Raw genomic sequence first — 26,074 nt, forward strand, 5'->3', positions numbered from 1 at the left:
TACTAAAGGCCCCTTTACGGGGCCTTTTTCACATCAAAAATCAGCCTTTAACACCACGCGGTAGCGGGCCTTGCCGTCGCGCACGTGCTGGATAGCCTCGTTGATTTTCGACATCGGGAACAGCTCGGTCTGCGGCGCGACCTTCGCGCGTCCGGCAAGCTTCATCAGCGTGCGCAGCTCGTGCGGGGAGCCCGTAGCCGAACCGGTAATGCTGCGGTCGCCGGCAATCAGCTTGAACGCCGGAACGGCGAAGGGTTTCATCACCGCGCCGACGGTGTGGAACTTGCCGCCGTAAGCCAGCGCTTCGAAGTACGGCAGCCAGTCCAGATCGACGTTGACGGTATTAATGATGAGATCGAACTGCCCGGCGAGCGCCGTCAGCGCCTGCGGGTCGCGGCTGTTAACCACTTTATCCGCGCCCATCTTCAGGATTTCCTGCTCCTTGGACGGGTTGGAGCTGAACGCGGTGACCTCGCAGCCCATGGCGTGCAGCAGCTTGATGGCGATATGCCCGAGGCCGCCGATGCCGATCACGCCCACGCGGCTGGTGGCCGTAACGTGATGCATCAGCAGCGGTTTAAAGACGGTGATGCCGCCGCACAGCAGCGGGCCGGCGGATTCGATATCGATGGATTCCGGCAGAGGGATAACCCACTGCCAGTCGGCGCGGATTTTATCGGCAAAGCCGCCGCGGTTGGCGATTGTCGGCACGCTGCCCTGCTGGCAGTTAATCTGGTTGCCGCTGATGCAGGCGTCGCAGTGCCCGCAGCTGCGCGCCGTCCAGCCGATGCCCACGCGCTGGCCCACCTTCAGGCCTTTGTTCTGCGCCGCGCTGCCCAGGGCATGCACGCGGCCAACCACCTCGTGCCCCGGCACCAGCGGATACTGCGAGAAGCCCCATTCGTTGTCGATCATCGACAGGTCGGAATGGCAGATGCCGCAGTATTCGACTTTGACCTCAACGTCTTCCGGCAGCAGTTCGCCCGCGTCGTATTCATAAAGCTCAAGCTCTGCGCCGGCCTGCTGCGCGGCGTAACTTTTTATAATGGACATCAGCTTTTCCTCTGTGTTGGCTCAGCCAACCAGTGTAGAGCAATTCCCGGCGCACGGCAGCGGGGCGCGCCGGTCAGAGCACCTTATGGATAGCAAAACCCTCTTCGCCCGGGGCGATATCTTCACGCAGCGTCAGCTCCGGAATGGTGTAGGCCCCGCCGTTTTGCCGGTGCCAGGCGATGGGCTGTGTCTGCTCCAGTGTGTCCAGCCGCTTTCCTAGCTCATCGCAAAGCCGAGCGTACTTTTGCTCGTCCACCCGGCCGGTGCGATACACCACAAACGGCGGCAGCACCGCGAACCCCGGATACCACAGCATGCCGTGCTGGATGGGAAACAGCAGATCGTCAATCGGGCCGTTCACCCCGCGCGGCCCGTAGTGCGACGCCCAGCCGCCCGCCGTCACGATAAGCATCGCCCGCTTGTCGGCCATTCTTCCCTCGCCGTAGCGGTCACCCCAGTGGCTGTCCGAATGTTCGCCGACGCCATAGGCAAAGCCGCAGGCGTACACCCGGTCTACCCAGCCTTTCATGATGGCGGGCATGGAGAACCACCACAGCGGGAACTGCAGGATCAGCATATCGGCGCGGTCGAGCTTTTGCTGTTCGGCGGCGATGTCGGCGCTTTGCAGCCCGTGCTCAAAGGCGTGAAGCGAGGCGGAAGAGGGATCGAAACGCTGCCGCGCGTCGAAGTCTGCGCTGTCGTACTGGTCCAGCGCTGCTTTCCAGTTCATGGCGTAGAGGTCTGAGACTTCCACGTGGTGCCCGGCGTTGCTCAGGCGCTCAACGGTAAAATCTTTCAGCGAGCCGTTAAGCGACTGCGGTTCCGGATGGGCGTAAACGATTAAGATATTCATGGGCGCTCCTGCTGGTAATGGATAACAGCAGGATAGGCCGCCGCGAGGTATAGTTGAAATGAATAGCTACTATACCAGGTATTAAGATGAGTAATCTTCGCCGCATCGACCTCAACCTGCTGCTGACGCTGGACGCCCTGCTGAAGGAGCAAAACGTCACCCGTACCGCCGAACGGCTGCATTTTTCGCAGCCGTCGATAAGCGTGCACCTTGCGAAGCTGCGGGAAATATTTGCCGACCCGCTTCTGCTGCCCGGCCCGCGCGGCATGCAGCCTACGGCAAGAGCCGAAGCGCTGCGCGAACCTTTGCGGCAGGCGCTGGCGGCGCTGGAACAGGCGATTGCGCCCGCCGCGCCCTTCGACCCGCAGCGGGACGCCCATACCTGGCGCGTGGCCGCCTCGGACTACAGCGAATCCGCCATCTTACTGCCGCTGATGGCGGAGCTGCGTCGGCAGGCTCCGGCTACGCGAATGGCGATGGTTGAACACGCCCCGCAGCGCCTGGCGCAGCAGACGGTGCAGGAAGGCGTTGACCTGGTTTTTCACACCGGCGACGAAGGCGCGCAGGGGCTACGCCAGCAGGCGCTGTTTAGCGAAAAGTATGTGCTGGCAGGAAGGGCGAACCATCCACGGCTGCGGCAGCCGCTCACCCCGGAAGCGTTCTGCGAGCTGGAGCAGGTTATCGTCTCGCCCACCGGCGGCGGCTTTCAGGGCATTACCGATGAAATTCTGGCGGGCAGAGGCCTGTCCCGCCGCGTGGTGCTTTCGGTGCCGCACTTCCTGTTTATGAAAGCGGTGCTGGAAAGCAGCGACCTGGTTGCGATGCTGCCGGCAAGGTTAGCGACGGCGAACCCGACGCTGATCGTCCTGCCGCCGCCGGTCGAGCTGCCGGGCTTTGAGATGGCGATGTTCTGGCCCGAGCGCGTGCATCGCGACCCGGCGCACCGCTGGCTAAGGGAGTTTATTCGGGCGGGGATTTCAGGCGAATGATGCGCTGAAAATTTCAGCACTCAGTACCACTTACAAGCGGAGTTGCTTGCACGGCGACACACTACAGGTATAATCCACAACGTTTTCCGCATACCTCTTCGTGCCGAAGTGGCGAAATCGGTAGACGCAGTTGATTCAAAATCAACCGTAGAAATACGTGCCGGTTCGAGTCCGGCCTTCGGCACCATCGTTATGCAAATCAGGCTACCTTCGGGTGGCTTTTTTTGTGTCCTTTTTACAAGATATCAAACGTTTATTAGCTTTTTCTTTTAAACAGTGAAACATCTTTAATAGATGTGGATCATAAAAATTTAATTTCTTAAGTTGTCGCTTAGAAAAACTAATTGCTATTATATGTAATGTTTTGTATGGTAAGGTTATCATTATAATGAATATTGTTTTTATGCTGAGTGCTATTATATTAATTTAGATAAGGATGTAACAAATGTATAATGATGAACTCGAAGTTGCTAAAATTCCAGTTGATAACCTTTATTTGGATCCTAATAACCCTAGGTTTTTTGAAAAAAACAAAAAAATACCGTTAGCAAGATATACTGAAAAGAAGATACAAGATGAAGCTTTAAAAGCTATAAAGGATTATAACGTAAATGATTTGGTCAACAGTATAATTGCTAATGGTTTTTTGCCAATGGATAGAATTGTTGTCAAACAAATTGGTGATACAGAAAACTATTATGCACTTGAAGGGAATAGAAGGCTCGCATCCATAAAAAGTATTAGACATCAAATTGATAGTAATTCTGTAGAACTTGACGATAAATTAACTGAAAGTTATTACACAGCATTAAATAAAAGCTTAGAAAATATTGAAGTGTTGATCTATAAAGGTGATAGAAATAATATTTCTTGGATGCTTCAAGGCATCAGACATATTTCTGGAATAAAAGATTGGTCTCCGACTCAAAGAGCTAAACTTGTTAGTGAACTCATTGAAAATGAAGATCAAGATTTTACAAGTGTTGGTAAGCAATTTGGTTTAAGTGCGATCGCTGTTGGACGCTTATATCGCGGCTATAGAGGATTGCAACAAATGAAAGAAGATTCTGAGTTTTCGAATAAAGCCCAGAATGATTATTTTACTCTTTTTGAGGAAGCTCATAAAAATAAAGATGTTAGAAAATGGATGAAATGGAATGATGAGAAGTATCTATTTGAGGAACCTGATAACTTCAAACAATTTTGTAGCTGGATATCGAAAGATGAAGATCGTGAAAATTCTAATGAATCCCCTAGAAGATTGCATGACTCACGACATGTTAGAATGCTTGGTAATTTAATAAGTAAAAATAGAGACGATCTTATTTCACAAATTGACCAATTTGAAATTACCATTGAACAGGCAACTGGCCCGAGCAGATGAAAGTAAGGAATATGATTGGAAAAATGAATTAGATCGTGCAAAAAAAGCTATCGAGCATATTCCTGCTAAATATTTAGCAGATGCAAAAAAGCAGCTTGAAGATATTAAAGAATCTATCCATAAATTCCTTGGTATGATTGAATAAAATGTCCAATAATTTCTTGGCTATGTTTAAAAATCACCTATGTGGGTTAGGGGTTCATACCCCAACCTTCACTCTCATATCAGAGTTTAAACGTTTTCTGATTTCAGAATATTCATTCGAAAAATTAAAAGCGGACGATCTTGCCATAAAATTAATTTCACGTTTGGAAGATATTTTTGATGATGTACAAACTTACTTTGAATCTGCTGGGGTTGATTGTCCATATTCGAGAAATGAAGATACTGGAAGTATTCAATCATTTAATCATATTAACTATAGTACCGAAATAAAATGGGATGAATTCAAAACGATAGAAAAATATATTATCGAAGCCGAGCCAAAGCAATTATTATTAATCTCTGGTCTTGCTTTAATATCTGACGGGAACTATATGGTGGTTGTGAATGACGGCCCCCAATGATGGTGGTGTTGATCTAATAGCAAAGAATAAAAATTCTGATTATAATTGCCAAGTAGTATTAGCACAGGTGAAAAAAGCTAGCAGTTCCATAGGAAAAGAAATGGTGATTTATGAACATGCAAATTATTGGGATCAGATTATAAGAAAGGATATTTTGTCTCAGCATCTTAAAAAAATAAACGTAAAAGAGCACTCTTTAGCTCTTGAAGTTGTATACCATTTTTTCACTAATAATGAGCTAAGTAAATCCGCGATATCCTATGCAAGATCAAGAACTATTAAAATTAGATATGCGAGAGAAATTGCTGCATGTTTATCAAAAAAATACTCAGCTCAAGAGGTAGTAGAGTGGGTTGCTAATGCTATATCTTCCGAAAAATTTAAAACTGGTACAAACTTAAAATAAGGTATACCAGTTTTAATATTATAAAGAAAAAATGTCCTCTATATTATCAACTTTATTGAGCAAATAAGATATACCTCTATGTAAATGCAATTTAAAATAATAGTTGAAATTGGTATTTTTACCATAATCTTTATAAAATCGTTGCCTAAGCACAGCCGTATAAATTTCTGAATGTTCTCCACCGAAAGTCTTCCATGTCATCTCAACAGAACTGTCAGTAATAATATCTTCGTGAGGCGGAAGTGACTTTTCAGCTAATGATAGGCAAAGGGCCCCAACGACAAAGCACATTCCAATTTTCAATGCCTGTCCTGCGCTTAAGTGTTATAAGTTGTTGTTTTGCTTTTTCTGATAATCGGACATTATCAATACTCATCTTGCAACCTCTAAATATCCTTTCTCAAAATAAGACGTTTTTCGGAATTCATCATAACTTATACTATATTCTTGAGCTAGATAAGGTCTTATATCTTTATAATATTTACCATATATCTCTTCATCTGTAGAAAGTAAGATTACTTGTGAAGCGGCATTGGGGAAGTATTTTTCAATCAAACGATTTCGATGTTGTCCGTCCAATCGACCCATTGGAGTATCAATAATAGTTGGTAACTCTTTACCAGAGCTATCCGCGAGACCCCATAAAATAGCAATGGCAAATAACTGTCTCTCACCAGCGGAAAGCCTGTCAGGGGTAATAGTATCTCTATTTGTTGTAAATAAAGTAATGGTGTAATCAATGGGGTCAATATTTAACTTACTAATTAAACTATCTTTTCTTTTCAATAAGTCAAATTTTGATTTTATATTTCTTTCAAGTTTAGAGATGTTTTCTTTAACAAGTTCTTCATTGAATGAATTAACTATATCATTTAAGACATCGATATGGCTAATAATCTGATTCTGCCTTTTTTGCTCAAAATGAACAGAGTTATTTCTTAAAAGAACGGAATTATACTTATTCTCTAAAGTTTTTATCTTATCGTCCAATTCCACGATTTCTTTATTTAAATTATTAATATCATTTCTGGTCTTATCCAGATTAGATTCTCTAACCGCGCTATTGGACAATAAATCTTTGACAGCATCAAAACTAGGTATTGTATTTATGTTACTTTCAATAAAAATCAGCTCATCTTTAAGCTGATGTTTTGTTTGCACTAATTGTTTAGCATTATTTTTTTCACAAGATAATTTTTCATTAAGCCCATCAAAATAAACCGGATCAATATTGATGTAACAATCAGTTTTATACTTGTCTTCTTTTTCAATTTCTAGTTTTTCAATCTTTTTCTTAATGCTAGATAGAGATTTTTTTGTGCCAAATTCGCTAGCTAAAATATTTAGAATCTCATTTTTTTGTTGTTCAAGTAGCTTATTAGCACTTTTAAATATCTGAGCATTTTTCTCAATATGAAGCTGATTTGAGGTGCTAGCAAGCAACTCAGGAATTAGAGCCAGAGGTAATGCTGATGAAACTAACTTTTGTAATTCATGAGTTACTTCAAATTGCTTCTGCAAGTTGATCTTTTTATCATGCTCGTATCTTTCTTTCAGGGAAAGCTTATCTGCGCCACTTGTCAGAAGTTTTTGTCGAACATTTTCCAACAGTTCCGTCTCTTCATGTTCTTGTACATATTTTTGCTGAAGGGCTTCTTTTAAATTGTTTTTTTCCTGATTAAGTATCGTTAATTCTTTTTTTAACATTTCAATTTCTTCAAAATCAATTTTTTTAAGTTGATTTTCCTGTTTTTTTCTTTTTAGCACTTTCAAATCTGATGATAATTTCGAAAGCATTTCTAAGCCAAGAAGTGCTTCTATGCCTGTTTTAAGTAATTCTGCCGACCTTTTAGGATCTGCTAAATTTTCAATTTTTTCGCCATCAAAGAAAAAAAGCTCAGAAATGGACTGGGGAATAAATTCGTTAACAAAATCATCCCAATGATCGCTTAGGAGCTGATCATTTTTTCCATTGAATGATACAGTAATACGTTCTTTACATTCTTTAGAGGATTCCTTTATCCACGATCTTTTAATTTCGTATACTTGAGGATTATTGGAACTATCCCCATGACGAAACCTTAATGATATATAGGCAGCCCTATCTTGGGAAAAAGAGTTAATGTTTTTTTCTAAATAGGTGTGATAGGCTAAACGCCCTCTATTAGAGCATTTCGCAAATTTTCCATATAAGGCTAATTGTAATGCATCTAAAAACGTTGTTTTACCGGCACCATTAAGCGCACCTATTAATATAATCGGCTTTTCGTAGCTTGGGCTATCAAGACATATTTGATGATGGCCTTGATAAATGCCAAAATTATATAAATTGACCTCTTCAAAAATCATAATTAAATCTCTTGTATATCGATCTGCTCAAGTTGTAAATGTTTATAGTTGGTAATTGATTCTTCTATTTTTTCGATTTCCCATACTAATTTTCTTTTCTCTTCATCATCCACACTTGGATCTTGCATCTTATATTTATTTTCGTTAAAGCGTTTCTCTAGTGCAAAGTGACGAGCTTCAGATATATTATTGAATGCGGTTTTATCTAAAGCATTTTCAAGTTGCTCAAAAAGCTTTGAACGGCGAATCATATTTTTATGCTTATCTGCTATTGTAAGTAAATCCCTTACTTGCTCATATTTTAGGCCGTCGAGATCATCGTACTCAGCACATTTTTCCTTCAGTTTTTGCATGATATCATGGTTTAAAATTGGATGCTTTTTCTGTTTAGCTCCCGGATAGGGTTTATTCATGACAGATTGGTATATAACAGGAACACTATCTTCAACCTCATTTTTACTATTAACCCATAGTTCTCTTATAGCTTCTAGATCTTCTATTGTCAGAAGTTCAAGATCTCTAACTTCTTCGGGACCAAGTTGTTGTACTTGTACTTGAGCCTCAAGCACTTTACGTAACATATGTTCACGGAAGTGCTGACGATAAGGCCCTCTAACCAGATCTGCTCCATATTCATTAATATGAACGGTCAAGCTACCATTCATACGGCGAAAATCACGTCGATCTTTATCTGCCTGTATTTTTAGCGATTTTTTTTCTTTATTGGAATCATTAATATCAATTTCGTTTCTTAGAGCCAGAAGAGGATACATCCACTCTTTTTCACTATCGTTTTGTATCATTGCGGACATGGATTTGTCTTCACCAACCATGGTGCAAACATAACAGCCAAAGCGACTATCACCGCAGCTAGGTGTTGATTTATCTACGACCAGAGGACACTCACCGTCTGCTGTGGCGCCTTGATACATTGTTAACAGCTCTTGATTTTTGAAACCCCATGGATTTTTAACCTGCATAAGATATTGCCAGACATCGTCGTTACTCCAATCAGAAATTGGTGTATAGACCCATACTCGATCAAGCTCTTTGTTTACAGACAGGGCCTGCGGCACGACGAGTGTTATCTGCCCTGTTTTCGTAAACTTCCATCGTTGTCGCGCGCGCATTGCTCTCAGCTTTACGCGTACCTAAGACCAAAATGGCTTCGCCATTTTTTTGCACAACACCTTTAATAAAGTTATTTGAAGGGCTTATCTTCAAACGATCGGTACACCATCTAAATTTATATCGAGGTGCCGGGTAACCTCGGCCGATCAAGTTCACCCAAAAACGATCATTAACAGCCGGTGTGAGACGATGTGGAGTTAAGGGGATATCTTGTTCGTTTACTGCAGCTTCCATCTGTTTGAGAGAACGAGTAACCCATAGTGCAACAATAGGGTTTTCGACAAGCGTATCTGTACTGATCACATGCACTTTTTTGTGAGCTTTTTTTTCTGCTGCTAGTTCTGAAAGTGCTTGCCATACAAGCTGGAGAATCGCAGTCGAGTCTTTGCCACCGCTGTAGCCAATCACCCACGGAATATCATCGCTAAGATAGAGATCTTTAGTTTGTTCAACGATCTTCTCGATAGTCTCTCTGAACCCATCTTTGTCAAAGGCTGAACTTGCTGGTTGATGATTTTGAACTGTCATTTTCTACCTTTGTTTAAACTTAGATTTCGAAAGCGCTTGGCTCAATGCTGGAACGGCATCTGAGTTCGGTGTATCACTTGGAAAGCGGTTGGAGGCAACGTCTAACTGTACAATTGATGGCGACTTTTGTCTCTTGGCTGAAGGGGCCTGTTTTGTTGCGGATTGAAAACGTACGGTCGCACATAACATAGAGTCCACTTACCCTCAAACCTTGTATGGACACATTGATCGCTCGACGTTTCACTCATGATAGGTATCTTAAGGTTCTGGCAGATGGCGTCAATAGCTGAGCAGGTAAAAAACACTAGATGTCTATACAGGTTTTTTGCTCTTGTTTTTGCCATGAGTCGCCTTGATGTAGCGATAGGGCTATGTCAGCATATAGTTACTGAAGCCACTAATTCACAGCGGGTCATATTGAATGACAGTCTATTTGGATTGCAATGCTACCACTCCTATGTCACCAGCCGTAGCTGACCTTGTAACTCATTATCTCCGTGAAGAGTTTGGGAACGCAGGGAGTCGCACGCATGAGTTTGGATTGGTCGCAAAACAGGCTATAGAAAAAGCCAGGGCACAAATTGCTTCGTTAGCTGCGGCAGATAAAAGCGAAGTTTTTTTCACTAGCGGAGCCACAGAGAGTAATAACATAGCAATTCTTGGTCTAAGAGCAGAAGCCAATAAACTGGCTAAAAAGCACATAATAACTACAAGTATTGAGCATAAAGCTGTATTGGAACCGTTTCAATATCTAGAAAAAAATGGTTTTGAAGTGACATATTTGAAAGTTGATGAAACTGGGATTGTTAATCCACAAGATGTTAAAAATGCACTTAGAGATGATACAATTCTAGTTTCAATTATGCATATAAATAATGAAACAGGTTCAATTCAGCCCATTGAGGATATTTGCTCTGTTCTTGAAGAGCATAATACTTATTTTCATATTGATGCGGCTCAGGGATTCGGAAAATATCCAGAGGCATTAACGAATTCTCGTATTGATATGCTAAGTGTCAGCGGACATAAACTATATGCGCCAAAAGGTATAGGTGCATTGATAGTTAGAAGAAGAGGGTTTGCTAGAGTGCCTCTTGAGCCCTTAATGTTTGGTGGAGGACAAGAAAAAGGGTTACGCCCTGGAACTCTACCTGTAGCACTTATTGCAGGACTTGGGCTGGCTTGTGCAGAAGCAGAAAAGCATCATTTAGAATGGCAAAGGAAATGTGAAGAAATTAAGAAATCTCTTCTTGAGTTGTTTCTTTCTTTTGGGGCGAGTGTGAATGGCGAAAATACTGCAAGCCATGTTTTAAACGTCTCAATCCCTACAATTAATTCTGAAGCTGCAATGGTAGCTCTAAAAGGAGTTATTGCCATTTCTAATGGTTCAGCATGCACATCTCAAAATTATAATGCAAGTCATGTGCTTGAAGCTATGGGATACAATGAAGAACGGATTGAGGGCGCAATAAGAATTTCATGGTGTTATATGAATCAAGATATTCCTTTACAAGCTATTGCTGAGAAAATACAGAGATTATTGTGATATCAAGAACTATAGTAGATGCTGCTATCAGAGCTCTGCAATTATTAGGGCGTTCTGCTATTGTATTCGAAATTTACGAAATTATTGTTCAGTATGGGTTTTATGAATTTGGTGCTAAAGATCCTAAATCGGTTCTACGGGTTACATTAGAACGCCATTGCAAAAATAAAGCCATAAGCTATATGTACCAGATTAAATATTTTAGAAAACTTATAGATGGTAGGTACGAATTAATTGGTTCTAACACAGAAACATCGAATGTAGAGGAAGAGATTAAAGCAGAAGATGTAGAAAGATCTATTCAAGAGATTCATGAGCTTGCAGCCAAGCAGCGTCATAAAGTTAAAAAGGAAATTATCGCGAGTTTACGTGCTCTTACGCCCGATAAATTTGAGGATTTTTGTCGTATTTTTTTGGCAAAATATGGTTTTCTGGAGATGAAACTTACAAGAAAAGGACGTGATGGTGGCATCGACGTTACTGGCCGTTTGAAGATTGGCTCTGCGAGCATGAGAGTTGTAGTCCAGTGCAAAAAATATGCTGCTGAAAATAAAATAGGTAGAAATTCCATTTCAGCGTTTCGAGGAGATATCACAGGAGATTTTGAACAAAAAATATATATGACAACTAGTTCATACACCAAAGAAGCAGAGGATGTTTCATTTAAACCAGCATGTATACCTATTGTTCTTATTGATGGAGAATAGCTTGCTGATTTTATGATTGATAAGAGAATTGGTGTACAGAGAGAACTTGTTGAAATTTATGATTTTGAGCAGGATCTGTTGTGGGAATGATCCTACTCAAAAGTTAGAGGATAATTATTTCAAATTAAATGATTCAATCTTTTAGGCATACTTTCCTAGCTATAAGTTCTATTGTTTTTAATAAACAATGATATAAGTATGCAATACTTGCAACGTTATTTTCTTCATGAGCTTTTAACGCGCGGTTACCGGCCCATTTCATCGCTGAATCATGATTTTTAATAAGCGTTAAAAATGTCTTCGCTAATTCATAACCCTTTTCTCCATAATAATTAGAGTATTTATAATTCCATTCGTTTCTAATTGTGCTTGGCAATTTCCATGCGGATTTATGATGACCACATATATTTCTTAAAAGCATCTTGTAATGATTTAAAATTTCAGGTACAACTAATTCTCCAATTATATTATTCAGATTTTTCCACACTTCATAATGTGGTTTCGGTTCACATCTCCTTAAGGTTAGTTTTACTTTGTTCTCATAATCCGCTTCGTTAACGCGTATTCTAAAGCTATTATTGTCATCGTTTTTAATATCGTTAGAGATGGTTTCTTTCGCCGAATTTAGTAGCGAAGAATATTCATTTTTATCAAAGTTAATGATGTAATTGCAAAAGAGTTTAGATATTTCATTAGCCATAAAAAAACAAGCATAATAAACAGAAATTAGTACCCAAGCAGGCTGGGCATTGGATTTTAAAAGAAAATTAACGTTTTTTATTTGTTCATCAATTCTGTTTTTTCCAAAATGAAAATCTGCAAATAATGCTTGTTTATAATCATCGCAATTCATTTCAATTGTTATTGTTTTATCTAATAATAAATGAACTTCACATAATCCGATGTCCTCGACTAAACTACTTTTTATTGTATCTTTGAAATAATACTTTTCTCCTATATCCGGAGATAAGCTGAGAGAATTTATCCTTTTTAAGGTATGGCGTGCTAATTCTTCATGGATCATAGAAGTAAATCCCCCGGAACACCCAGAGTTTTACTATGGATATCCAATAGCTTAGACATTTCTGATGCAAGGTTAGTAATTGCTTGTTGATTAGTCCCATTGTTATTATCAAGATCTAACTTAGATAAGCCATCCAGTACATTATAAAATGAGTCAGTTGAATAGCTTTTATTAAAAGTTAGAGCCATATTACATGCTTTTTCAAAAACTTTAAAAATAGCTTGAAAAAAAGCCGCGTTAGCAATTTTATTTTCACCGCCATCAATATTTTCTAATACTTTCTCAACTGCCGTTAAGTAATTTAATAATAGAATCTTTTTCTGCTCATAGTTAAAATTACTCAGTACATCGCCTTCTAACAATGGATCTAATGCAGCTTTGAATGGTACATGCGATAATTTTCCTGACACTGAAACAGTTGTCGATATTTTGCCATATAATGGCGAGGAGAGGTCCTCCCCTAGCTCTTTTAATAATTTGTTTCTAATAGCATCTTTTGATTCAGGCTCTGACAGGAATTTTAATAATTCAATTCTTAAAGTTTTTGGTACTCCTTTTTGATTTGAATTGACGTCTAAAAAATATTGAACTTCTTGCTGTATGTCGAGTTCCGTAAATATACATACAGGAAGTGAAACATCTTGCTCAGCAAGGCTTGCACCATAGAGCCTATGCTGACCATCTATAACAAAAAGATTTCCATTTGTAACATTTATTTCAAGTTCATGTGATTTGTTATCATATTTAATAGCGCAACCGTTTTGTGCACTAAGTATTATGGATCCGGGAATAATGTTTCCATCGTTTAAATAACCAGCAATGTCTTTTGCTCGCTTTAAATTTAATAACCTCTGATATCCTGATTCTGGATCTTCATGTGCTCTTGAAACTGAACTGATTTTGAAGAGTTTTTTTGCTTTTAAAACGGTCACAAAACATTTGGTATCACCTACACCAATATCAAAAGCCAACGTTTTTATTATGCTCATGTTATAACTCACTATTATCATTAAAGAAAAAAATAATGGAAAAAATGCTCATTTTCCTTCGGGCTAGTTTTGTGGGAAAATTGGTTCCATATATTTTCCGTAGGGGTATTTAAATACCTTTATGAGCGTTTTATATGTCATTTGGGTCTACTCCCTAATTTATTTTTCTGTTACTAGCTTGAAGCCGTAAAGTTTATTTTAAAACATTGCAAATAATTATTTTTACAGTAGCATAAGTCTCTTTTTTTTCTTTATTGCTTACTATACCAACCCGCCACAACCTCAGCCAAATCATCTTCAACCGTATAAAAGTAACAGGCCGGGATCTTAAGCACTTCCGCCAGCTTGCAGGGCCAATGCAAAATCTGGCGTGTGAATGCCGCGCTCATACTGGTTCATCCGTGCGCTGGCCGTTGCTTCATCAATGCCCGCAAGAATACCTAATTTCTGTTGTGACAAACCCGCTCTGAGACGCGCTTCTTTTAAACGGTGCGGCAGCATGATGATCCTGTAAGTCTGGAAACAGAATCACGATTCTGGTATCTGATAGTTGAAAATGTACTAAGTATTACTTAGTATTTGTGGTGCAAATTTGAACTGTTGATTTAACGCAAAGGAGTGAACGAGATGAACAGAACTGATATGCATCCGGCTGATATCATTGCGCAATTGAAAAAACGTAATTCGTCACTAGCAGCTTTGTCTCGTGAGTCTGGGCTGAGTTCGTCTACGCTGGCTAACGCACTCTCTCGCCCCTGGCCAAAGGGTGAATTTCTTATCGCAAATGCATTGGGTATGGAACCCTCAGAAATATGGCCCAGCAGATATTTCGACCAGGAAGGTAATCTGCTCGACAGAAAGAAATTAATTCGTTGCATGAATAGATGAACCGTCCTTTAAGGCATCACGCTGAAAAAGTGATGCCTCTTTTACTACAAATTCAAACTTCCCCTTCGATCTTCTTCTCATTTGTCAGTCTCACCGCATTGGCTCCATTAGTATCTGTATAACCGTTCAAACCCCACCATTACCCCAACCCGTTACATATTCAACTAATTGATTAATAAATAAAAATACTGTTATAACTATTTCTGTGGCGGCGTTTGCTTCCTCAATTGACATTCACCCACAACCTGGACGCTTTTCTTATCCTAACCACTAAAAGGACTTTTATGGGCAGGCAATACCACAACGATTTCATCCCTGGGGGACTGGCAGCGCAGGCTAACGGCGATGTGATTACCAGTACCCGCATGAATGTACCGATAGCTGAAGATTTCCCTGCCAGCCGGGAGGGATAACGGATGGGCGGCTATCGCACGGACTGCTACGGGCGCGGGCAGGCGCTGCACGGGGATAAAACCACGACCGGCGCAACCTGCTACGGCAGCGTTCCAAACTGTATCGAGTCCGGGCTGATGATACTTCGCGTGGGCGATAAAACCTCTCCGTGCCCGCGGTGTGGTCAGCCCGGGAAGATTATTTCAGGGGAGAACCGGCTAACCTGGCACGGCATTGCGTCCGCCGTGGATGGTTCCGAAGTTCTTTGCGGTTGTCCGCCGGGTACTAACAAAGTTATCGCCCCGCTTGGTCAGGGAATGGGTTCTGGCTCGCCACGGGTACACGTAGCGCAGGAAAAGCAGGGCACCATACTGGCCGCCCGGCAGACCGAAGAGCAACAGACTGCTGACCGCGTTTTCGCTAAATCCTGCCTGCGCGGTGAGGGTTGCAACGATGCGGGCGACCAGCGTGAACCGCATACCAATTTCGCTGAGATGGCTTTCTTCCGGGCCGCCCCCGCGGCTGATCCTGCGACTAATGCAGAAACTGCGCAGCGCGCGCAGTCGACAAAGAAAAAAACGCCGACGTCTGCCGGCACACCAGAACCGAAGAAGCGCAGCGCCCTTTATAAGTGGTGGTCTGGCGATAACGAGGACATGGATTATCAGGCAGCAACGGCTGCCGCTGCCGGCGTTGCCAGAGCGCAAACGGCCCACGGCAGGAGCAAGCGTTCTTGAGCTGTTAGCCGGACGGGCGGTTACCTATGGTACATGGGCGGCTCGTTCAGCCAGCATTGCAGCGGGCGGCGTGGGGGCCCCGGTTGCCGGACTGCTGGTCGGCATGATGCCCGGCAGGCTCAACGACGGCGAGCAGGATTTTATCGACCGCATGCGTGCCGAGCAGATGCGGCAGGCTCCGAGCCGGGTACGCTTTACGTGGGAAAGCGACGACAAAGGAAACCTGGCGCCGCGTGGCTGGCATACGCCGCCGGGCAGCGACATGGTGCGGGTGCGCAAGATGGAGTGGGATGAAACCCGCCAGGCGTACACCTTCACCACCGAAGAAGACGAGCCGATTGTCATCATCTGGACGCCGGACAGTTCGGGTGTGAACGTACCCTCGAATACCGGGAATCAGGATCTTCCGGTACTGCCGGACCCGGTAATTGTTGATCCGCTGTCCGAAAATACCAGTATTGAAAGCACGACCAGCCCGGCGGCGGAAGAGAAGGGATTCGCAGACTACATTATTATCCTGCCTCTGCCTGATATTCCGCCGATTTATATTTATCTGAGCAAAGCACGAAGTGGTTTACCGCCGGACGGGCACGACTACCACTCTGCACCGTCAACAGAGGAAATCACAGGTATTTCAGGGCTAACAGAAGCTAAGCCAAAAACGCCTAAGCAACGCGGGGGAGGTAAGCGAGAACGCTGGTTTGACTCCAAAGGGCGACGAATATATGAATGGGATTCGCAGCATGGCGAATTGGAAGCGTATCAGGCCAGTGATGGGGAACATCTTGGTTCTATAAACCACAAAACGGGCGAAAAAGTGAAGCCTGCTGTGAAAGGCAGAAATATTAAACGCTACCTGTGAGAGAAAATATGGGTTTAAAAATAAGATTACAATGGTTCGATAAGTCAACAGAACTTGGTGCTGGAAAAGAATATTCTGCCGATTTCGGTAACGATGCGGGAATCATGACGGAGGAACTCAATATGCCCACAAAAGGAATCGTAAACAATGGGGTATTTGAAGTAAAGAGGGAGTGGGTTAGCAGTTTACAGCCATATTTTAACCATATAATTGATCTGACTTCCTATGATTACTTTGTGGCTTTCGATTATAGAGATACATGGTAACCATTTGTATGAGGGGCGTTGAGCCTCAGGCTGCTTTTAAGCCGCTTACCGGTCATTCTGCTGGTTCGGATCTCATCATCTGGATGCCGGACAGTGCAGGCGTGGTTAATTCCCATGAACCGCCTGTATTCTTTAATGGGAAGGTTTGATAAGAACTTAAACAGGATTAAAGGATGACAATATGTTTGGTATCTTTCCAGTAAGCAAACCTGATAAATCGTATTTTGTCGAAATGGTTTTGCCGGTATCGATAGTTATCTGCTTACTTTTCCCGATAACAAATGCTTTTTGCTCGCAGCATCCTTTGATTTCAGGCAAGGAAATCGACCTTTGTCAAAAGGAGACAAAAGAATATTCTTTCTACATTCGATGTCTTGAGGATAAATTGTCAGCATCTGAACAGCGTTTGGCTTCCTTGTTTAACGCCACGAAGGCTCTTGTGCAGTCTGAAGAGTGGTTAGCCGCTAACGTTGATTATCAGGATGAAAACTCTTCTGTTGTATCCGACAACGAAAAGAAACTGGTGGAGGATCGGCAAAACTGGGTGAAGCATCGCGATCTTTTTTGCGATCTGGCTACCTCACAAATAAGTGAAAATGCGCAAAACCATTATCCCTTGCTTATGCAATGCAAAATTAATCTGAATAACGGAAGAATTAAAGAGCTTGAAGTTTTAAGGGCGCAAAGGCAGTAGGGCGACTTATATTTTAAGCTGGCCTGCATTACAACAGACGTCCGCCTCATTTTTCTCCCGCTTTGCGAGACATCCCGCAGCGATGAAATACAACGCTGAAAGCCGCTGCCGCCGTATCTGATTGAACGCTCAACGGCTGAAAACTTATCGCGACCCGGCCGCAGCATATCGCCGGCGATTCAGAACTGCTTAACCTGCTGATTGAGGATTTGCTGACGCCGCGCTTTTAGTGGGTATAAATACGCCTGGCGGTGGCGCAGGCCACCGCACCGTAAATATCAGTTCTGCGGCACGCTCAGTAAGCCTTTAATCAGATTCCTGAAGGTATCCGCAAAGGTTGCGTGCCGGGCGTTTTCCGCCGCTTCGCTGTCCGACAAAATGCCGTAGGTAATGGCCAGCAGCATTCTGGCCGCTATCTCTTTATTTATCTCCGCGCCAATTTCCCCTTTCTTTTGCGCCTCCGTAAAGCGTTCGATAAGGGAGCCGGTAATAGTGTGATATTTGTTTTTCAGCATTTCCGCGACCAGCGGGTTACGCATCCCTTCGGCCATGATTTCCACCACCAGCGCACGCTGGGCGTAGTCCTCTTTAGTCACCGCAATCATCGAGTCCACCAGGTAGTCCACCAGCCCTACGCCTTCCAGCGGATCGCGAAAGTGGGTGAGGGCTCTTTCCTGGTCCTCAAGGATAATCGCCTCAATCAACGCCTCTTTGGACGTAAAGTGGTGATACAGGGTGCCGGGGCTCATTTCGCAGGCCCTGCAGATCGTCTTCATCGAGGCGCTGTGAAAACCATTCTCCGCAAAGCACTGCCTGGCCGCGCGCAGGATCCGCATACGCGTCGGCAAGGGTTCGGTAATCATGTTATCCATCAGGTTGACCCGTTTTGGCGTTGAAAACAGCAGTGTAACCAGATGGGCGGCGAACGCCTACCCTCCGTTTTGCGCTTGTCTGGTCAACCAATAAGCTGCGATTTTCGCTATCGACGCTTTACCGGTTTAGCTTGCAGGAATACTACTCTCTTTACGTCCGTTATTCGAATGAACGTTCGGTTGACTATTTTTTAGCATAAGTCAACGCGGATAAAGCCGTTTATGCGATCGAAGGCACAAAATTTTCTGCGCAATCACTGGATCTTTGACCTGCCTTTCAGATCTCTTTTTTCTTCGTTCTCCCTGCCGATCGCTCCGTGCTAACTATTTCCCATCAGATAACTGGTTAACTTGTTCGCGCTTTCTGGTTGACCAATAGCCTTTCACCCTTGCAAGGAGTCATAAAATGTTACGTCCTGTCGAAACCGCGAGCCGGGAAATCAAAAAGCTGGACGGCCTGTGGTCGTTTTGCATGGATGCCGACGGCTGCGGCCACGTGCAGCAGTGGTGGCGTCAGCCGTTATCCTTAAGCCGCGCCATTGCCGTACCGGGCAGCTTTAACGATCAGTTCGCCGATGCGGAAATCCGCAACTACGTCGGCAACGTCTGGTATCAGCGGGAGGTGCGCATCCCGCAGGGCTGGAACGGCCAGCGTATCGTCCTGCGCTTCGACGCGGTGACCCACTACGGCAAAGTCTGGGTCAACGACCGCTTCGTGATGGAACATCAGGGCGGCTACACGCCGTTTGAAGCGGATATCAGCCGCTTTGCCGCCGCCGGGGAGCGCGTGCGCATCACGGTGTGCGTGAATAACGAACTCAGCTGGCAGACGATCCCGCCGGGCATCGTGTCGCGCCGCGAAGACGGCAGAAAGGAGCAGTCGTATTTTCACGATTTCTTTAACTACGCCGGTATTCACCGCAGCGTCATGCTCTACACCACGCCGCAAACCTTTGTTGAAGACATTACCGTTGTGACCCGTGTCGCCGAAGATCTCGCTCAGGCCAGCGTCGCCTGGCAGGCCCGCGCGGGCGGCGAGGTGCGGGTGGAGCTGCGCGATGCGGAGCAGCAGCTTGTCGCTTCGGGGCAGGGAACCGAAGGCGAGCTGCTGTTGCAGGCGCCGCAGCTATGGCAACCCGGCGAGGGCTATCTTTATGAGCTGCGGGTCATCGCGCAGCATCAGGAAGAGCAGGATGAATATCCGCTGCGCATCGGCATCCGTTCGGTGGAAGTGAAGGGCGAGCAGTTCCTGATCAACCACAAGCCGTTCTATTTCACCGGCTTTGGCCGCCATGAGGACGCCGATCTGCGCGGTAAAGGCTTCGACAACGTGCTGATGGTGCACGACCACGCGCTGATGGACTGGATCGGGGCGAACTCCTACCGCACCTCCCACTATCCGTATGCCGAAGAGATGCTCGACTGGGCGGATGAACACGGCATCGTCATCATCGATGAAACGGCCGCCGTCGGCTTTAACCTCTCTTTGGGCATCGGCTTCGACGCCGGCGAAAGGCCAAAAGAGCTCTACGGCGATGAGGCGGTAAACGATGAAACGCGGCAGGCGCACCTGCAGGCCATCAGGGAGCTGATCGCCCGGGATAAGAACCACCCAAGCGTGGTGATGTGGAGCATCGCCAACGAGCCGGATACCCGTCCGCAGGGCGCGCGGGAATACTTCGCTCCGCTGGCGCAGGCGACGCGCGAGCTCGATCCCACCCGGCCGATAACCTGCGTGAACGTGATGTTCTGCGATGTGGAAAGCGACACCATTACCGATCTCTTCGACGTCGTTTGCCTGAACCGCTACTACGGCTGGTATGTGCAAAGCGGCGATCTGGACAAGGCGGAGAAGGTGCTGGAGAAAGAGCTGCGGGCCTGGCAGGAGAAGCTTCACCGGCCGATTATCATCACCGAATACGGCGTCGACACCCTCGTGGGGCTGCATTCCATGTACGGTGATATGTGGAGCGAAGAGTACCAGTGCGCCTGGCTTGATATGTACCATCGCGTGTTTGACCGCGTCGGCGCGGTGGTCGGCGAGCAGGTGTGGAACTTCGCCGACTTCGCCACTTCGCAGGGCATTATGCGCGTCGGCGGCAACCGGAAAGGGATTTTCACCCGCGACAGAAAGCCAAAATCGGCGGCCTTCCTGCTGCAAAAACGCTGGACCGGCATGAGCTTTGGCGAGAAACCACGCCAGGGAGAGAAAGAATGAGTCAACAACTCTCCTGGCGCAGCATCGTGGGCTACAGCCTGGGTGACGTCGCCAATAACTTCGCCTTCGCGATGGGGGCGCTGTTCCTGCTGAGCTATTACACCGACGTCGCGGGCGTCGGCGCCGCCGCCGCCGGCACCATGCTGCTGCTGGTGCGCGTATTTGACGCCTTCGCCGACGTGGCGGCGGGGCGCATCGTCGACAGCGTCAACACCCGCTGGGGAAAATTCCGGCCTTTCCTGCTGTTCGGCTCCGCCCCGTTAATGGTGTTTAGCGTGCTGGTGTTCTGCGTTCCCACGGAGTGGAGCCACAGCGGCAAGGTCATTTACGCTTACCTCACCTACATGGGGCTGGGGCTGTGCTACAGCATCGTCAATATTCCCTACGGGTCGCTGGCGACGGCCATGACCCAGCAACCCCAGTCGCGCGCGCGTCTGGGGGCCGCGCGGGGCATTGCGGGCTCCCTGACTTTTGTATGTCTGGCCTTTCTGATCGGGCCGAACATCACCCGCGCCGGTCCCGGCGAGATGGCGTCGGTATACCATTTCTGGACCATCGTGCTGGCCGTTACCGGCATGGCGCTGTATTTCCTCTGCTTTAAATCGACCAGCGAAAACGTGGTGCGCATTGTGGCCCAGCCTTCGCTGAAGATTAGCCTGCAGACGCTAAAACGAAACCGGCCGCTGCTCATGCTGTGCGCAGGCGCGCTCTGCGTGCTGATCTCCACTTTCTCCGTCAGCGCGTCGTCGCTTTTCTATGTTCGCTATGTGCTGAACGATACCGGGCTCTTTTCCGTTATGGTGCTCGTCCAGATGCTGATCGGCACCGTGGCATCGGCCCCGCTGGTGCCCGGCATGGTGAAGCGCATGGGCAAAAAGAACACCTTTCTGCTCGGGGCGATCCTGGGAAGCTGCGGCTATCTGCTGTTCTTTTTTATGTCGATCTATTCGGTGCCGGTAGCCCTGGCCGCGCTTGCCATTGCGTCCGTGGGGCAGGGGATCACGATGACGGTGATGTGGGCGCTGGAGGCGGATACCGTCGAGTACGGCGAGTATCTCACCGGCGTTCGTATCGAAGGCTTAACGTACTCTTTATTCTCTTTTACCCGCAAATGCGGCCAGGCGATTGGCGGCTCCATCCCGGCGTTTATTCTGGGGCTCAGCGGCTACATTGCTAATCAGGCGCAGGTGCCCGAGGTGATTATGGGGATCCGCATGTCCATTTCGCTGGTGCCATGCGGATTTATGCTGCTGGCATTTATTATTCTCTGGTTTTATCCCCTTACCGATAAAAAATTTAAGGACATTATTCAGGAAATAGATAAACGAAAAATATCACAGCAGCAGTTAATTAAAGATTTCAATAAATAGCCTCCCCACAAAATAATTAAAATATACAGGTTAAACGATGAAAAATAGCGCGAAGATAGCGGCTGTTTCGCTGGCCGTGGCCGCGGCTTGCCCCGGCGCCTGGGCCATACCGATGACCGACGACGACTCCGCATTGCGTTTCAGGCTGAAAAATGAATTACGCAGAGCCGATAAACCGAGCGCCGGCGCGGGCAGGGATATTTACGCCTGGGTGCAGGGCGGGCTGGTTGATTTTAACAGCGAATATTATTCACAGTTTATTGGCGTTGAAGGCGGCGCGTATTATGTCTATAAGCTTGGCGCGCGCAATGATATGAGCACGCGCTGGTATTTAGACGGGCATGAAAGCTTTGGCTATGCGCTCGGGGCGATAAAACTGAAGCCGCTGGAATATATTCGCTTAAAGCTCGGCCGTTTCGGCACGGATTACAGCTACGGCAGCCTGCCCTGGCGCATCCCGCTGATTGCGGGCAGCTCGCAGCGCACCTTGCCCACGGTCTCGGAAGGGGCGCTGGGCCAGGTGGCGCTGACGCCGAATGTGGAACTCTGGACCATGTGGCGCACACGCGTGTTTCAGTGGACCGACTCCGCCACCGGCGTGCGCGATGAAGGCGTCTACAACGCCAGGACGGGTAAATACGACAGGCACCGGCCGCGCACGTTTTTAGCCGCCAGCTGGCACGATGAAAACAGCCGTTATTCCGTTGGCGGCTCGGTGCAGGACGACGTCTCGACCCAGGCGCAAAGCATTTTCGAAAAGCGTATTCCGCTGGCGAAGGATTACGCCCTGAAAGGCGAGCTGCTGGGGTTTTACGCAAAGCTGGAAGGGCTAAGCCGCTCGTCTTCCCAGCCTGACGAAACCGGGCTGGCCAGCGGCCAGCTGACCTGGAGCACGCCGTGGGGCGGGCTGTTCGCAAGCGGGGGCTATTTGCGGCACGCCGTCAGCGGCGCGGTTGTGGATACCGACATCGGTTATCCCTTCTCCCTGAGCCTCGATCGTAACCGGGAAGGGATGCAGTCCTGGCAGGCGGGGGTGAACTATCGCCTCACGCCGCAGCTGACCATGACGCTTGCGCCCGTCGTCACCCGCGGCTATGAGTCCAGCCAGCGCGACGTGCAGATCGAGGGGCTGGGGATGCTAGGCGCGGTTAACTATAAGGTGGAAGAAGGGCCGCTACGGGGAATGAACCTTTTCCTCGCCGCCGATAAGGGCAGGGAAAAGCGCGACGGCAGCCCGCTGGGCGATCGGCTCAACTACTGGGATGTAAAAATGAGCGTTCAGTATGATTTCCTGCTTAAGTGAAACGCAAACGGCCACCGCAGGGTGGCCGTTCAAGTCGGGCGGCGGTTAGCTCTGGGAAGCTAACGTCCGCGCCGCAGGCTGCGGGTTGTGCTTCGCCGGATCCTTAATCAGCGTCCACAGAATAATGGCGCCGATGATATCGAACATGCTAAGCGCCACGAAGAACGGGCCGTAGCCGATCACCGCGACAAGCGCGCCCATAAACAGGTTGAAGCTCAGCTGCCCCATCCATGCCGCAGAGCCCGCCATGCCCGCGACCGTCGCCACCTCGTTTTTCTTAAACAGGTCGGCGCACATGGTAATAACCACCGTAGAAAGCGTCTGGTGAGCGAAACCGCCGATGCTCATCAGCGCGATGGCGATATACGGGTTGGTGGTGATGCTGACGAAGCCGATAGAGATCATCAGGACGGCGCCGATGGTAAAGCTGGTGCGGCGCGCGTTGATGGTGGTCATCTTCATCTTGTCCATAAAGAACTTCGCCAGGAAGCCGCCCGCAACGCAGCCAAAGTCCGCCGCGAGGAACGGCAGCCAGGCGAACATGGCGATTTCTTTTAGCGGCAGATGCATGACGTTAATCAGGTACAGCGGCATCCAGAAGCTCAGGGTGCCCCACGCCGGGTCGGCCAGGAAGCGGGTGATCGCCAGCGCCCAGAAGTTACGCTGCTTAAGGATCTCTTTCACGGCCGGCTTTTTGTTATCGTCCTGCAGATAGCTTTCCTGGCCGTCTTCGATGTAGCGCAGCTCTTTATGGGTGATCCACGGATGCTTGTTCGGCGAGTTATAGATCAGGAACCAGGTGATGGCGAACAGCACGCCGATGGCGCCGGTAATGACAAACGCCATTTCGGTGCCGATGCCGCTATCCGCGAAGGTCAGCATCGCCCAGACCACCAGCGGCGGCGCCAGCATGGCGCCAATAGAAGTGCCGATGTTAAACAGCCCGCCCGCGATGCCGCGCTCTTTGGTCGGGAACCATTCGGCGCTCGCCTTAATGCCTGCAGGAATGGCGGACGCTTCGGTCAGGGCCCATCAGGCCGCGCAGGAACGCAAGGCTTATCCAGCCGCCTGCCAGCGCGTGCGCCATATTAATCACCGACCAGAGCAAGGCGAAGATAAAGAAGCCGATCTTCAGCCCGATGACATCCATCAGATAGCCGGTAAGCGGCTGCGCGATGGTGTAGCAAAGCTGGAAGGCGCTCACCACCCAGGAGTACTGCTGTTCATCAAAATTGAGCTCTTTCATCATCGCCGGCGCCGCGACGCTGAGCGAACTGCGGGACAGGTAGTTCACAATGGTCCCCAGGCAGACCAGACCGATAATCCACCATCTTAATTTCGTTAACTTCATGATAAAGCCTCGTTAAGAATACTGCCTTCACGCCAGCCGCTGCCGGCGGGGAAAACGGAAATCATGTGAATTGGTTGACCACATGCTGAATATCAGAAAAGCGTAGCCGTAACCGCGCCGTGACCGTGGCTGCAATGCCGTTAAGCCGAGTGCGTGAAACCACGTGTGGGTGCATCTTGTGTTTTTTTTGCACGCTAAAATTTGACGCAGATCAAATAAATAAAATTGGATGACCAGATATGACGCTCTTTGTGATGTGGTTAACCAATTTGCATATCATGGTTGACATCGACGCCGTTCTGGCCGAACTTAATGCGTATTACTCCGTTGTACGGTGAACGCTCCGGCAGGTCGACAGCGATTGGTCAACCACAACGATGCCATCGAAAGAAGAGGAAATAGCAGATGAAACAAACCTGGCGCTGGTACGGTCCTAACGATCCGGTAACGCTGTCAGACGTACGCCAGGCTGGCGCAACCGGCGTGGTGACGGCTTTACATCAGATTCCCAACGGTGAAGTCTGGCCGGTTGAAGAGATCCTGAAACGCAAAGCCATTATTGAAGAGGCGGGCCTGGTGTGGTCGGTAGTGGAAAGCGTGCCGATCCACGAGGACATCAAAACCCATACCGGGCAGTACAGTCTGTGGATCAAAAACTACCAGCAGACCCTGCGCAACCTGGCGCAGTGCGGCATCTACACCGTTTGCTATAACTTCATGCCGGTGCTGGACTGGACCCGCACCGACCTTGAATACGTGCTGCCGGACGGCTCAAAAGCCCTGCGCTTCGACCAGATTGAGTTCGCCGCTTTTGAACTACATATTCTGCGGCGCCAGGGGGCGGAAGCCGATTACACGGCGGAAGAGATCGAGCAGGCGAACGAGCGGTTCGCCACGATGAGCGACGCAGACAAAGAGCGCCTGACCCGCAATATCATCGCCGGCCTGCCGGGCGCGGAAGAGGGCTACACCCTGGAGCAGTTCCGCAGCCATCTGGCGACCTACAAAGATATCGACAAAGCGAAACTGCGCGACAATTTCGCCTGGTTCCTGCAGAGCATTATTCCGGTGGCGGAACAGGTCGGCTTACGTATGGCGGTTCATCCGGACGATCCGCCGCGTCCTATCCTCGGCCTGCCGCGCATCGTCTCTACCGTTGAAGATATGCAGTGGATGGTGGACACCGTGAGCAGCATGGCGAACGGCTTCACCATGTGCACCGGCTCCTACGGCGTGCGTGAGGACAACGATCTGGTTGATATGATCAAAAAGTTCGGCCCACGTATTTACTTCACCCATCTGCGCTCCACGCTGCGTGAAGAAAACCCAAAAACGTTCCACGAAGCCGCGCATCTGTACGGCGATGTGGACATGTATGAAGTGGTGAAAGCCATCGCTGAAGAAGAGCACCGCCGCAAAGCGGAAGGCAACGAAGATCCTATCCCGATGCGCCCGGATCACGGCCACCAGATGCTGGACGATCTGAAAAAGAAAACCAACCCCGGCTACTCGGCGATTGGTCGACTCAAAGGCCTGGCGGAAGTTCGCGGCGTCGAGCTGGCTATCCAGCGCGCTTTCTTCAGCAAATAACCATC

General features: G+C 47.5%; 26 protein-coding genes, 1 tRNA gene and 2 pseudogenes. 17 read left to right on the forward strand and 12 right to left on the reverse strand.

Annotated features, from left to right (window positions below):
- Positions 1-33: 33 nt before the first annotated feature.
- Together ahr and WLO32_RS02470 are read right to left on the reverse strand one after the other, a co-directional pair.
- Positions 34-1,053, reverse strand: coding sequence for an NADPH-dependent aldehyde reductase Ahr (gene ahr, locus WLO32_RS02465; protein WP_435947059.1), 1,020 nt, complete (start codon positions 1,051-1,053; stop codon positions 34-36).
- 73 nt (positions 1,054-1,126) lie between these two features.
- Positions 1,127-1,906, reverse strand: coding sequence for an NAD(P)H-dependent oxidoreductase (locus WLO32_RS02470; RefSeq protein WP_435947060.1), 780 nt, complete (start codon positions 1,904-1,906; stop codon positions 1,127-1,129).
- Between the two features lie 86 nt (positions 1,907-1,992).
- Between WLO32_RS02470 and WLO32_RS02475 the strand changes: the two genes are divergently transcribed.
- From WLO32_RS02475 to WLO32_RS02500, 6 genes are all read left to right on the forward strand, one after another.
- On the forward strand, positions 1,993-2,895 hold the full coding sequence (locus tag WLO32_RS02475) for a LysR family transcriptional regulator (protein WP_435947061.1): 903 nt from the start codon (positions 1,993-1,995) through the stop codon (positions 2,893-2,895).
- 102 nt (positions 2,896-2,997) lie between these two features.
- A tRNA-Leu gene (locus WLO32_RS02480) sits at positions 2,998-3,082 on the forward strand.
- A 258-nt stretch (positions 3,083-3,340) separates the two neighbouring features.
- Positions 3,341-4,279 (forward strand): hypothetical protein, encoded by a 939-nt coding sequence (locus WLO32_RS02485; protein ID WP_435947062.1) that lies wholly within the window; start codon positions 3,341-3,343, stop codon positions 4,277-4,279.
- Positions 4,251-4,424: a hypothetical protein gene (locus tag WLO32_RS02490; protein ID WP_435947063.1), complete on the forward strand. Its 174-nt coding sequence runs from the start codon at positions 4,251-4,253 to the stop codon at positions 4,422-4,424. The genes WLO32_RS02485 and WLO32_RS02490 overlap by 29 nt, the downstream gene beginning before the upstream one ends.
- A gap of 1 nt (position 4,425) precedes the next feature.
- Positions 4,426-4,845, forward strand: a complete 420-nt coding sequence (locus WLO32_RS02495) for a hypothetical protein (RefSeq protein ID WP_435947064.1) — start codon at positions 4,426-4,428, stop codon at positions 4,843-4,845.
- Complete coding sequence (locus WLO32_RS02500; RefSeq protein WP_435947065.1) at positions 4,829-5,251, forward strand: hypothetical protein; 423 nt, start codon at positions 4,829-4,831, stop codon at positions 5,249-5,251. Before WLO32_RS02495 ends, WLO32_RS02500 begins: the two co-directional genes overlap by 17 nt.
- Positions 5,252-5,269: 18 nt before the next feature.
- Here WLO32_RS02500 and WLO32_RS02505 read toward each other — a convergent pair whose 3' ends face one another.
- The 5 genes from WLO32_RS02505 to WLO32_RS02525 are packed head-to-tail and all read right to left on the reverse strand — an operon-like array spanning position 5,270 to position 9,259.
- A complete protein-coding gene (locus tag WLO32_RS02505) occupies positions 5,270-5,554 on the reverse strand; it encodes a DndE family protein (protein ID WP_435947066.1) in 285 nt (94 codons plus the stop codon).
- Positions 5,502-5,627 carry a DndE family protein gene (locus WLO32_RS02510; RefSeq protein ID WP_435947067.1) on the reverse strand — a complete coding sequence of 42 codons (126 nt, stop codon included), beginning with the start codon at positions 5,625-5,627 and terminating at the stop codon, positions 5,502-5,504. The genes WLO32_RS02505 and WLO32_RS02510 overlap by 53 nt, the downstream gene beginning before the upstream one ends.
- On the reverse strand, positions 5,624-7,600 hold the full coding sequence (gene dndD, locus WLO32_RS02515; RefSeq protein ID WP_435947068.1) for a DNA sulfur modification protein DndD: 1,977 nt from the start codon (positions 7,598-7,600) through the stop codon (positions 5,624-5,626). Before dndD ends, WLO32_RS02510 begins: the two co-directional genes overlap by 4 nt.
- Before the next feature lie 2 nt (positions 7,601-7,602).
- Complete coding sequence (gene dndC, locus WLO32_RS02520; RefSeq protein WP_435947069.1) at positions 7,603-8,676, reverse strand: DNA phosphorothioation system sulfurtransferase DndC; 1,074 nt, start codon at positions 8,674-8,676, stop codon at positions 7,603-7,605.
- The gene (locus tag WLO32_RS02525) at positions 8,642-9,259 is read right to left on the reverse strand and encodes a phosphoadenosine phosphosulfate reductase domain-containing protein (protein WP_435947070.1); all 618 of its coding nucleotides are present in this window, start codon (positions 9,257-9,259) and stop codon (positions 8,642-8,644) included. Before WLO32_RS02525 ends, dndC begins: the two co-directional genes overlap by 35 nt.
- A gap of 421 nt (positions 9,260-9,680) precedes the next feature.
- Here WLO32_RS02525 and dndA point away from each other — a divergent pair, with 421 nt between their 5' ends.
- Together dndA and WLO32_RS02535 are read left to right on the forward strand one after the other, a co-directional pair.
- The gene (gene dndA / locus WLO32_RS02530) at positions 9,681-10,805 is read left to right on the forward strand and encodes a cysteine desulfurase DndA (RefSeq protein ID WP_435947071.1); all 1,125 of its coding nucleotides are present in this window, start codon (positions 9,681-9,683) and stop codon (positions 10,803-10,805) included.
- The gene (locus WLO32_RS02535) at positions 10,802-11,512 is read left to right on the forward strand and encodes a restriction endonuclease (RefSeq protein ID WP_435947072.1); all 711 of its coding nucleotides are present in this window, start codon (positions 10,802-10,804) and stop codon (positions 11,510-11,512) included. The genes dndA and WLO32_RS02535 overlap by 4 nt, the downstream gene beginning before the upstream one ends.
- 133 nt (positions 11,513-11,645) lie before the next feature.
- On the opposite strand, the gene WLO32_RS02540 is transcribed toward WLO32_RS02535, so the two are convergent.
- From WLO32_RS02540 to WLO32_RS02550, 3 genes and pseudogenes are all read right to left on the reverse strand, one after another.
- Positions 11,646-12,536, reverse strand: coding sequence for a hypothetical protein (locus WLO32_RS02540; RefSeq protein WP_435947073.1), 891 nt, complete (start codon positions 12,534-12,536; stop codon positions 11,646-11,648).
- Positions 12,533-13,525, reverse strand: coding sequence for a DGQHR domain-containing protein (locus WLO32_RS02545; RefSeq protein ID WP_435947074.1), 993 nt, complete (start codon positions 13,523-13,525; stop codon positions 12,533-12,535). The genes WLO32_RS02540 and WLO32_RS02545 overlap by 4 nt, the downstream gene beginning before the upstream one ends.
- Positions 13,526-13,776: 251 nt before the next feature.
- A pseudogene (locus tag WLO32_RS02550) lies at positions 13,777-14,026 on the reverse strand (helix-turn-helix transcriptional regulator).
- 126 nt (positions 14,027-14,152) lie between these two features.
- Between WLO32_RS02550 and WLO32_RS02555 the strand changes: the two are divergent.
- The 5 genes from WLO32_RS02555 to WLO32_RS02575 all read left to right on the forward strand — a co-directional run bounded on the left by WLO32_RS02555 (position 14,153) and on the right by WLO32_RS02575 (position 17,365).
- Positions 14,153-14,413, forward strand: coding sequence for a helix-turn-helix domain-containing protein (locus tag WLO32_RS02555; protein WP_435947075.1), 261 nt, complete (start codon positions 14,153-14,155; stop codon positions 14,411-14,413).
- Positions 14,414-14,829: 416 nt separating this feature from the next.
- Positions 14,830-15,543 (forward strand): PAAR domain-containing protein, encoded by a 714-nt coding sequence (locus WLO32_RS02560; RefSeq protein WP_435947076.1) that lies wholly within the window; start codon positions 14,830-14,832, stop codon positions 15,541-15,543.
- Entirely contained in the window at positions 15,500-16,405 is a 906-nt protein-coding gene (locus WLO32_RS02565) for an S-type pyocin domain-containing protein (protein WP_435947077.1), read from the forward strand. The genes WLO32_RS02560 and WLO32_RS02565 overlap by 44 nt, the downstream gene beginning before the upstream one ends.
- 8 nt (positions 16,406-16,413) lie before the next feature.
- Complete coding sequence (locus WLO32_RS02570; protein ID WP_435947078.1) at positions 16,414-16,671, forward strand: colicin E3-like toxin immunity protein; 258 nt, start codon at positions 16,414-16,416, stop codon at positions 16,669-16,671.
- Positions 16,672-16,852: 181 nt separating this feature from the next.
- On the forward strand, positions 16,853-17,365 hold the full coding sequence (locus WLO32_RS02575; RefSeq protein WP_435947079.1) for a lysozyme inhibitor LprI family protein: 513 nt from the start codon (positions 16,853-16,855) through the stop codon (positions 17,363-17,365).
- 278 nt (positions 17,366-17,643) lie between these two features.
- On the opposite strand, the gene WLO32_RS02580 is transcribed toward WLO32_RS02575, so the two are convergent.
- On the reverse strand, positions 17,644-18,237 hold the full coding sequence (locus WLO32_RS02580) for a TetR/AcrR family transcriptional regulator (protein WP_435947080.1): 594 nt from the start codon (positions 18,235-18,237) through the stop codon (positions 17,644-17,646).
- Between the two features lie 406 nt (positions 18,238-18,643).
- Between WLO32_RS02580 and uidA the strand changes: the two genes are divergently transcribed.
- The 3 genes from uidA to uidC are packed head-to-tail and all read left to right on the forward strand — an operon-like array spanning position 18,644 to position 23,128.
- Positions 18,644-20,455, forward strand: coding sequence for a beta-glucuronidase (gene uidA, locus WLO32_RS02585; RefSeq protein WP_435947081.1), 1,812 nt, complete (start codon positions 18,644-18,646; stop codon positions 20,453-20,455).
- Positions 20,452-21,825: a glucuronide transporter gene (gene uidB / locus WLO32_RS02590; protein ID WP_435947082.1), complete on the forward strand. Its 1,374-nt coding sequence runs from the start codon at positions 20,452-20,454 to the stop codon at positions 21,823-21,825. The genes uidA and uidB overlap by 4 nt, the downstream gene beginning before the upstream one ends.
- 37 nt (positions 21,826-21,862) lie before the next feature.
- Entirely contained in the window at positions 21,863-23,128 is a 1,266-nt protein-coding gene (gene uidC, locus WLO32_RS02595) for a glucuronide uptake porin UidC (RefSeq protein ID WP_435947083.1), read from the forward strand.
- Positions 23,129-23,173: 45 nt separating this feature from the next.
- On the opposite strand, the pseudogene WLO32_RS02600 reads toward uidC, so the two are convergent.
- A pseudogene (locus tag WLO32_RS02600) lies at positions 23,174-24,479 on the reverse strand (MFS transporter).
- A gap of 405 nt (positions 24,480-24,884) precedes the next feature.
- Between WLO32_RS02600 and uxuA the strand changes: the two are divergent.
- Entirely contained in the window at positions 24,885-26,069 is a 1,185-nt protein-coding gene (gene uxuA / locus WLO32_RS02605; protein ID WP_435947084.1) for a mannonate dehydratase, read from the forward strand.
- Positions 26,070-26,074 lie beyond the last annotated feature (5 nt).

This window comes from Dryocola mayonis, from assembly GCF_051307045.1.
Taxonomy (GTDB): Bacteria; Pseudomonadota; Gammaproteobacteria; order Enterobacterales; family Enterobacteriaceae; genus Dryocola.

Bases quoted from the DNA above. Each gene is read 5' to 3' on its own strand.
- ahr (WP_435947059.1), bottom strand. From the start codon at position 1,053: ATGTCCATTATAAAAAGTTACGCCGCGCAGCAGGCCGGCGCAGAGCTT.
- WLO32_RS02470 (WP_435947060.1), bottom strand. From the start codon at position 1,906: ATGAATATCTTAATCGTTTACGCCCATCCGGAACCGCAGTCGCTTAAC.
- WLO32_RS02475 (WP_435947061.1), top strand. From the start codon at position 1,993: ATGAGTAATCTTCGCCGCATCGACCTCAACCTGCTGCTGACGCTGGAC.
- WLO32_RS02485 (WP_435947062.1), top strand. From the start codon at position 3,341: ATGTATAATGATGAACTCGAAGTTGCTAAAATTCCAGTTGATAACCTT.
- WLO32_RS02495 (WP_435947064.1), top strand. From the start codon at position 4,426: ATGTCCAATAATTTCTTGGCTATGTTTAAAAATCACCTATGTGGGTTA.
- WLO32_RS02500 (WP_435947065.1), top strand. From the start codon at position 4,829: ATGACGGCCCCCAATGATGGTGGTGTTGATCTAATAGCAAAGAATAAA.
- WLO32_RS02510 (WP_435947067.1), bottom strand. From the start codon at position 5,627: ATGAGTATTGATAATGTCCGATTATCAGAAAAAGCAAAACAACAACTT.
- dndD (WP_435947068.1), bottom strand. From the start codon at position 7,600: ATGATTTTTGAAGAGGTCAATTTATATAATTTTGGCATTTATCAAGGC.
- WLO32_RS02525 (WP_435947070.1), bottom strand. From the start codon at position 9,259: ATGACAGTTCAAAATCATCAACCAGCAAGTTCAGCCTTTGACAAAGAT.
- dndA (WP_435947071.1), top strand. From the start codon at position 9,681: ATGACAGTCTATTTGGATTGCAATGCTACCACTCCTATGTCACCAGCC.
- WLO32_RS02540 (WP_435947073.1), bottom strand. From the start codon at position 12,536: ATGATCCATGAAGAATTAGCACGCCATACCTTAAAAAGGATAAATTCT.
- WLO32_RS02545 (WP_435947074.1), bottom strand. From the start codon at position 13,525: ATGAGCATAATAAAAACGTTGGCTTTTGATATTGGTGTAGGTGATACC.
- WLO32_RS02555 (WP_435947075.1), top strand. From the start codon at position 14,153: ATGAACAGAACTGATATGCATCCGGCTGATATCATTGCGCAATTGAAA.
- WLO32_RS02560 (WP_435947076.1), top strand. From the start codon at position 14,830: ATGGGCGGCTATCGCACGGACTGCTACGGGCGCGGGCAGGCGCTGCAC.
- WLO32_RS02570 (WP_435947078.1), top strand. From the start codon at position 16,414: ATGGGTTTAAAAATAAGATTACAATGGTTCGATAAGTCAACAGAACTT.
- WLO32_RS02575 (WP_435947079.1), top strand. From the start codon at position 16,853: ATGTTTGGTATCTTTCCAGTAAGCAAACCTGATAAATCGTATTTTGTC.
- WLO32_RS02580 (WP_435947080.1), bottom strand. From the start codon at position 18,237: ATGGATAACATGATTACCGAACCCTTGCCGACGCGTATGCGGATCCTG.
- uidA (WP_435947081.1), top strand. From the start codon at position 18,644: ATGTTACGTCCTGTCGAAACCGCGAGCCGGGAAATCAAAAAGCTGGAC.
- uidB (WP_435947082.1), top strand. From the start codon at position 20,452: ATGAGTCAACAACTCTCCTGGCGCAGCATCGTGGGCTACAGCCTGGGT.
- uidC (WP_435947083.1), top strand. From the start codon at position 21,863: ATGAAAAATAGCGCGAAGATAGCGGCTGTTTCGCTGGCCGTGGCCGCG.
- uxuA (WP_435947084.1), top strand. From the start codon at position 24,885: ATGAAACAAACCTGGCGCTGGTACGGTCCTAACGATCCGGTAACGCTG.